The following is a 7536-nucleotide window of genomic DNA, read 5'->3' as shown; positions in this document are numbered from 1 at the left end:
GAGAGTTTCATGGCGATAAAAGATTATTGCAAAATGATGGACGTTGAACTGACCAGTTGGAAAGCGAAATTATATGATGTCATAAGTAAAATCGACAGATTGCCAACCGAAGATAAAAAAGGGGTTACTGAAGACGTGAAAGCCCTTCATTACATCATGTCGGAGCTGGATGAAAAAATTGAAACACTGAGAAGCGAATGTCCAGTCGAATGGAAACCTGAAAAAGAAAAAATAGCCTCTCAATTGGCTGAACTTTGTAAAAAATATAATCGGACGACCAAGGAGCTTTTTGGTTATGACTTTGGTTGAAAGAGCATAAGAGATTTTCAGTTTCTGTGAAGTGGAAAGAAACGGAGCATCGCATCATGGTAAATATTGTGAAAAACTCAAAACATTTTCTAGGATTCTGAATCTTCCTTCAACAATGAAGTGTTCTTTCAAATATAAAAAAGGAGAGTACAACGTGGCACGGAAAATTCAGTGGGAAACAAAGCTCGACGTTGCCTTGAGCCGCGCAAAGGCAGAAAACAAAGTAATTTTTCTGGATTTTTTTAATCCACAGTGAATTGGCTGTCAACAAATGGATGCAGTTACGTATCCACAAGAAGCGGTTATTCAATTCATTCACCAGAATGTTGTCCCTCTGCGAGTTGGTTCCGAGGAACAGCCCATGGCAAAAGATTTCGACATCAGCTGGACCCCTGCGCTGCTGATTATTGACAAGAATGGCAAGGAGCATCATCGGACAGTTGGTTTTCTGGAACCTGAAGAAAGGAGAGGCACTAACTGGCCGGACTGGCCGTCATGATATTAAACCAATAATGGAGGAGCAGTGATGACAAAAAAAATGCAAATTTACAAATGTGAAATCTGTGGAAATATAGTGGAAATGCTCCACGCGGGAGATGGCGAGCTTGTCTGTTGCGGCGCGCCGATGATTTTACTCAAGGAAAACACCGTAGACGCGGCAAAAGAAAAGCATCTTCCGGTGATCGAAAAAATAGAGGGCGGCTTCAAAGTAAAGGTCGGCAGTTTGGCCCATCCCATGGAAGAGAAACATTATATAGAGTGGATTGAGGCAACCACTGACGACGGCAAAGCATACCGGCAGTTCCTCAAACCCGGCAAAACGCCGGAGGCTGTCTTTAAAATTAACGCAAGCAAGATAACTGCCCGTGAGTTCTGTAATCTGCATGGTTTGTGGAAAGCATAAACTTGTCCTTGAATTTCAAAAGAGAGAGGACATTATGAATATTAAGGGAGCCTATCCCGTAAATTTTTTATTAAATCTAAGAAGGAGCGTATTATGAAAAAGATGTTTGTTCTGGTAACGGCGGCGGTCATGGCAGGCGGTTTATCCTTGGCATATGGGGCAAACATTGATAAGGGCAAGGCTCTTTTTGAAAGCCAAGTCTTTGGTGGTGGTACAACCGGAAAAAGTTGCAGCACCTGTCACGCAGGTGGTGAAAGCTTGGGAAGCGACCTATTCGAGCGCTCTCAATTCACCATTATGGGCATGAGCAAAAAAAGCCTGGCCGATGTTATTAATATCTGCATCGAAAAACCTCTGGGTGGTGTCGCCATCGATCCTGATGGTGGAGAAATGCAGGATTTGATCGCCTACATGAAAACCCTCATCCTAAAACCGTAAAAATAGAATAAACCAAAGGAGGCAAGCCATGCATTCAAAAGAAGAATTGTGCAAAAAAATTACCTCGCTGTATCCGGATATCGGCAAATGCGGCATTAATGTTGATGTTGCCTTTGATGATGGCAAGAAAGTTTGGGTTGTTGACCTGAAAAAAGGCGCGCATCATTTGAAACATTATCTTGAAGCATCCGATGCTGATTCTTGCATTGATGGAAAAAAATGCGTTCCTTTGGGGCTTGAAATAGCACAATTGAAAAAAAATATTGAAGGCAAACAATTTTAAAAGGTAGCAACCATGAAACAAAAAGATACAAATACATGTCCGGTCTGTCACGGGGAAAAAGTTATTGAAGGGATCTGTGAATGCAATGAGGAGTGGCGTGGTACGCAAAGGCAAAGTGACAATGAGTGGGACGATTGTAAATGCACACCTGAGCTGGGATGTACGAACTGTAATGGAACAGGATTGGTTGAACCTGACCAGAAAAACTAATTGACACAACTCTCAATCATGGAGGGAACTAATGAAAAAATATGTTTGTACACAGTGCGGGTATGTCTATGACCCTGCAAATGGAGACCCGGAAAATGGTGTCAAACCAGGCACTGCATTTAAAGACTTACCTGAAGGTTGGGTTTGCCCTGACTGTGGAGCTGGGATCGAAGACTTTGAAGAGGCGTAAAAATCAATATATTTCTCCCCAGGAAGAGCTATGGCGTAGCGCTGTACGAAAACTTAAGGGTCCGCTTAAACGCATTTAAGGATTAGTCATGCCTAAAGAATTCTATATAAATCAGGAAGAATGCATATCCTGCAGAACATGCGCTTCACCGTTAAAGTGAAGATACTACATGTCTATAGGTAAATCATTCGTGGGCGCTCAGAGAATAGCGCATCTGCTTTGCAAGATCCCCTTGAACGCCTTTAATCGTGTCAATTTCATTTCTAAAGCATTTATTTTTACGTAAGTATTTGCTTAACAAGCTCAAGCCAACTCCGGTTAGCTATGGTTTTTTTTAACAAAAAAAGTAAGTTTAGATCACAAGGAAAAATAATATGTGCTTACCCAAAAAGATTACTCTCTTCTGGATCTTAAATTCACTCATAATCCTGTCTATAAACGCATGTTCTGGAGATGGGCAGAATGCACAAAAGTCAGTTGAATTTAAAGAATTTGGTTCATGTGAACTGATTATAAAGAATGTCTGCACAGAGTGTCACTATGAAACGAGAACATGCCAGAAACTTGGCAAGAAAAGCGAGGGGAGATGGGGAAGTACCATCGAGCGTATGGTAAAAAAAGGTGCAAAGTTGCATGAAAATGATCTGAAGCCTCTTCTGAAGTGTCTCACAAACCAGAGCTCTGAGATTCAGAAGTTATGCGAATAGTTTTCAATCGAAAATTAAATTTGCCAGCCATCCTCGCTGAAGCTTCTTTTATTATTTATGACGATCAAAATACAGCAAGGGAATATTGGAATCTTGCATGAGTTATGTGAAAAATAAGGAGAAAAAAGATGCGAACTTTTTATGCAAAGGAACTCACAAGTATATTTCTTGTAACTGTTCTTACGGGTTGTGGCAGTGATGCACCGAAGCATGAAGGGTAAAAAATTGTAGAGTCGAGTGGTTGTACATCCTGTCACAGCCTAGACGGCTCAGAAAGGATTGGCCCAACCTTTCAGGGTTTATATGGCAAGAAAATTGTTATTGTCACTAAAGGAAAGAATCGAACTGTAATAGCTGACCGCGATTACCTGAAACGCTCCATCCTTGATCCTCAAGCTGATGTTGTGGAAGGGTTCAGGCCAAGAATGCCGACAAATTATGAACAGAAGTTAGGGGAAGCTAAAGTGAACAATATCCTGGATTATCTGCAAACCATTGGCAGCAAATAAAGGAAAAGCCCCTGAATAGGTGTATCGCGAGTTTTATGATGACTATGTCAACGCCGTGCTGGATAAACTGATTAATTAGGATTTCGCGGCAGACAACCTTGGCTGATGGCAGTCTGAATGGTTGTATGCTTTGTCCTAGCTTTTCGTAAGCGTTCAGTCTCATCGCACCTGCCTTGTCAGCGGCCTGATCGCATACCGGAGTATAGCTCGCAGACCGCTTGACTGGCCAACGAACCAGGCCATTGAAAAGCATGCGCGCATCTGCAGCACTACTGAACGCTTACGGTTTGTTGGTTGCCGCAGATTTTGGCACCTCTGATGAACGATTACAACTTTTCTAACCCACGGACCGAGAGTATCAGGGATCTGGATTAAATAAAAATGAAATCTATAGTCATTTTCGGATCTGGTATAGCTGGATTGAGTGCTGCCCATGAATTAGTCCAGTTGGGATATAGTGTATCAGTATATGAAGCTTTCGATCAACCTGGTGGATTCTTTAGAAGTTCCCGGCTTGGTAAAGATAATATGCCTTCGGAGTATTCCTGGCACGGCATGGGACCTTGGTATCTTAATGCTTTTGATTTAATGAAAAAAATTCCTTTTAATGAAAAAGGAAGCATCTATGAGTTAGCCCTCTCGCGCCCCGTTGATTTTGGCATTTTCCCTGATACCGATAAAGCTCAATTTTATGATGAAGGACTGAGAAGTATTCCTAAAATGTTCAGGATGAACACGTTTGAATTTATTAAATGGTTTTATTTAATGCTTAAAACATGGACCTCCAATAATCGAAGTAAAATAAAATATGACAAACTCAATGCAGCGCAAACCTGGAAACCTTTACTCAAAGATAAAGCCTATAAAACCTGGCGTTCTTGTTTTGGGCCGTGGATTGGCTCGGATTGGTCAAAGGTTTCATTACACACCACCGGTGATTTTTTCAGAAAACAACTCACCACAAAAGCCCTGCACCGACATAAAGCTGATCAGAATGGTCCCGCGTGGACGCAAGGAACCGGGGCTGGCTGGCTGCTATTTGCAGGTCCAAGCAGTGAATACTGGTTTACCCCCTGGGTTAAATATCTTACAGAAAAAGGCGTAAAATTCTATTGGGAGAAGGCTCTAACAAAATTAGATTTTGATGGAACTACTATTCTCTCCGCTTTTTGTGGCGAAGAAAAAATTCACGGCGATATGTATATTCTAGCCATTAATCCTTTCATTACTGCTGATATTTTACGTGAGACCCCGGCGCTTGAGAGGCAAGAAGAATTAAGATCGTTCAAACCCCTTACTCAAAATGGTCCTCATGTCCAAGTCTCTTTTCGATTGGCATTTTCCGAAGAAATTAAATTTCCTCGAAAGCGGACTGCTGTGGTGATAAGTGATTCCGAATTTAATTTGACCATTTTTGCAGAAGAACAAGTTTGGGACAAAACCGTTGATTTAGGGAAAGACATTAAATCTCTCTGGACTGGCACATCGTGTATTAGCAGCGTCCCAGGAAGGATTTATCATAAGCCGGTAAATACTTGCACCAGGGAAGAATTTATAGAAGAAGTTAAAGCTCAAATTTTGAGCTGTGGTGCGCTTGATGAGTATAGAAGGCGCCGTTGAAAGTGGCAGAAGAGCCGCGAAAGCGATTGACGACAAAGTTGCAGTTCTCGAGCAATATCGGCCCTTCTGGTTTATATGTTTATCCAAAATTGATGACATTTTATACGCAATGAAAGCGCCACAACTTATCGATTTTATGTTTTTAACTTTGTTTTTATTTTTTCTTTGGCATTTTTTTATTTAATTGGTTGGAGTTTCCAGTATCGTTAACCATATGAACTAAGAAATGTGCAGAAAATGAACGATACTGAACCAGCAATAAAGTCATAAACACTCTCCCTCCAGACAGGGCAGATAATAAGGCCGGGGTCAAATTTCCGGCAAAGGCAGTGGAACATGGGAACGGAATACCAGGCCGAGTTTATGGAAAGGATCGAAAGAACCCCTGCTGCAAATAGTTATCGGTTCAAGATGTCCGCCGGTTTAAAATTTACCGCCGGGCAATATATGATGGTGGATCTTGGCCGGGAACTGGTCCACCCTCTGTCGCTCAGCGACTGTCCTGAAGAATCCCGTTTCATTGAATTCACCAAGCGGATGACCGGAAGTGAATACTGCAAGCGTCTTGAGTCGCTGAAAAAAGGAGAAATGATATCTGTGAAGGGGCCTGAGGGCAAATTCGGCCTTACCGAAACAGACGGGAACATTATCATGATCGCAGGAGGTATCGGTATCACGCCCATCAGGAGTATTCTGAAAAGTCTGGAAAAAAAGAAGGGTGAAACGCCCGGGGTCGTCCTGATCTACGGGAATAACAACAAGGATGATATTGCCTTCAGGGAGGAGCTTGAAAACCTCCAGCTTTTTGACTACAAGCTTGTTCATGTCCTGGAAGACAACAGCGGAATGGAAAAGACAGACAAGGGATATATAACTGCAGAGATCATCGCCAGGGAATTAACCGTAATGAGGAGCCCTGTCCATATGATCTCTGGACCGCCATCAATAGTCAAAGCAACAAAGGAAGCCCTGGCTGCACTCGATGTCCCGGAAGAACTGATACGCACTGATATTTTCATAGGTTACAATTAATGCCCGGCGGTATGTTCGCTCTTGCGGCGTTTGTTGTCTAAGGTGTTATGAGAATATTTTACTTAAGACGCGAAATATCTTCGAACGGAAACAAAACCTGAATAAGGCGGACTATGCTGATTCGACAAACAATCTGCACTTCTCTTCTTCTTTTTTTTCTGAGTGTGGGGCAATCTCCTGCTGCAGACCTGACCACTGAACCAGCTTATCCTGCTCTCTGGACTGCCCGCGATGCGGTGCGTTTTGCTCTGAGCCATAATCCCGACAGCGCGATAGGGCAGCAGCGACTCATTGCCGCTCAAGCTGCCATTGATCTGGAACGAGCCGCCATTCATGCCCGCCTGGCTTTTGAGGTGATGCGGGCCTTTTATGGCATCACTCAGGCTAAGGAAATTATTGATGTCAACAAGTCGACGGTAGAAGCCCTGTTGTCCTCTCTCAAAATGGCCCAAGCCCGCCATGAAGAAGGAGTTCTGTTGGTGGATGCAGTTCTTGACCTTGAAGTACAGTTGTCACGAGCCAGGGAAAATTCGATTCAGGCTCAACACGCCTTGGCCCTTGCCCGCAAGATTTTTCTGACTTTGCTCGGCATTGAAGGAGGCGCTTTCGAGGTTGTCCCTGAAAGTGGAGACATACAGGAGGCGCCTCCCTCTGATGCTTCCAGCCCTCGTTTTGAACTCAAGATTCTCGATGACAAGCTTGAGCTTGCCATCGGCCTGGAGGTGGAGCAGGCAAAAATTGCGTTAAGAGAGACATAGGAACGCTTGCAGGTTACGGAGAAAACAATTGCTCAGGCCCAAAAAAGCGCTGAGATTAATCGCGCCCGGTTTGCCGAAGGTATGGTTTTACCCTCGGATCTGATCGCTGTTGAAAATCGTCTGAGCGATACCTTGATTCGACGGACTATTGCCAAGACTTCGCGATTGATTGCCATTGCTGAGTTGCGGCGTGCCAGCGGGTTGCCCCAATTTGATGATTTGCCTGAGATCTCTTTTGCTAAAGAACCGGAGCAGCAACAATGAAACATAAACGACTACTTTCTTTCGGTAATCGACTCTTACCGGCAATTCTGTGTGGGTGCCTGTTGATGTTTGAAGTCTGCAAACGGGAAGCCAGTAATGGCAAAAAGCCTCAGCCAGCACCCACCCCCACAGTAGCAGTCCATGTGACCTGGCGGTAGTGGACGGCGCCTCTGTAATTCTTGTCGACCCCATCTTTCATGGCTTTGCTATCTCACTCATGTTCGGCGAGATTGCAAGTCTTCTGATCAGTCGCATGGCGGTGCCGGTCCTTTACTTTATGCTGCGGAGTCGTCACCACGAAACACCGGAATG

Annotated in this window: 12 protein-coding genes; all 12 read left to right on the top strand. The window is 43.7% G+C overall.

From position 1 onward, the window contains the following. Positions 1-9: 9 nt before the first annotated feature. On the top strand, positions 10-309 hold the full coding sequence (locus HQK80_14330) for a hypothetical protein (GenBank protein MBF0223375.1): 300 nt from the start codon (positions 10-12) through the stop codon (positions 307-309). 271 nt (positions 310-580) lie between these two features. After that, complete coding sequence (locus HQK80_14325) at positions 581-808, top strand: hypothetical protein (protein ID MBF0223374.1); 228 nt, start codon at positions 581-583, stop codon at positions 806-808. Between the two features lie 27 nt (positions 809-835). Next, on the top strand, positions 836-1213 hold the full coding sequence (locus HQK80_14320) for a desulfoferrodoxin (protein MBF0223373.1): 378 nt from the start codon (positions 836-838) through the stop codon (positions 1211-1213). A gap of 93 nt (positions 1214-1306) precedes the next feature. Continuing rightward, positions 1307-1651, top strand: coding sequence for a hypothetical protein (locus HQK80_14315; GenBank protein MBF0223372.1), 345 nt, complete (start codon positions 1307-1309; stop codon positions 1649-1651). Between the two features lie 28 nt (positions 1652-1679). Then, positions 1680-1934 carry a hypothetical protein gene (locus HQK80_14310; protein ID MBF0223371.1) on the top strand — a complete coding sequence of 85 codons (255 nt, stop codon included), beginning with the start codon at positions 1680-1682 and terminating at the stop codon, positions 1932-1934. Positions 1935-1946: 12 nt separating this feature from the next. Beyond that, the gene (locus HQK80_14305) at positions 1947-2144 is read left to right on the top strand and encodes an ankyrin (protein MBF0223370.1); all 198 of its coding nucleotides are present in this window, start codon (positions 1947-1949) and stop codon (positions 2142-2144) included. A 31-nt stretch (positions 2145-2175) separates the two neighbouring features. Beyond that, positions 2176-2334, top strand: coding sequence for a rubredoxin (locus tag HQK80_14300; protein ID MBF0223369.1), 159 nt, complete (start codon positions 2176-2178; stop codon positions 2332-2334). A 931-nt stretch (positions 2335-3265) separates the two neighbouring features. Next, entirely contained in the window at positions 3266-3550 is a 285-nt protein-coding gene (locus tag HQK80_14295; protein ID MBF0223368.1) for a c-type cytochrome, read from the top strand. Between the two features lie 381 nt (positions 3551-3931). After that, positions 3932-5170, top strand: a complete 1239-nt coding sequence (locus HQK80_14290) for an NAD(P)-binding protein (GenBank protein MBF0223367.1) — start codon at positions 3932-3934, stop codon at positions 5168-5170. A 336-nt stretch (positions 5171-5506) separates the two neighbouring features. Beyond that, a complete protein-coding gene (locus HQK80_14285; protein ID MBF0223366.1) occupies positions 5507-6202 on the top strand; it encodes an FAD-dependent oxidoreductase in 696 nt (231 codons plus the stop codon). Positions 6203-6315: 113 nt separating this feature from the next. Continuing rightward, positions 6316-6960, top strand: a complete 645-nt coding sequence (locus HQK80_14280; protein ID MBF0223365.1) for a TolC family protein — start codon at positions 6316-6318, stop codon at positions 6958-6960. Between the two features lie 6 nt (positions 6961-6966). Further along, a complete protein-coding gene (locus HQK80_14275; GenBank protein ID MBF0223364.1) occupies positions 6967-7224 on the top strand; it encodes a TolC family protein in 258 nt (85 codons plus the stop codon). The last annotated feature ends 312 nt before the right edge of the window (positions 7225-7536 follow it).

It is taken from the genome of Desulfobulbaceae bacterium (assembly GCA_015231515.1).
Taxonomy (GTDB): domain Bacteria; phylum Desulfobacterota; class Desulfobulbia; order Desulfobulbales; family VMSU01; genus JADGBM01.
Note: the sequence above shows the minus strand (reverse complement) of the source record. Positions and strands in the feature narration are given on the sequence as shown.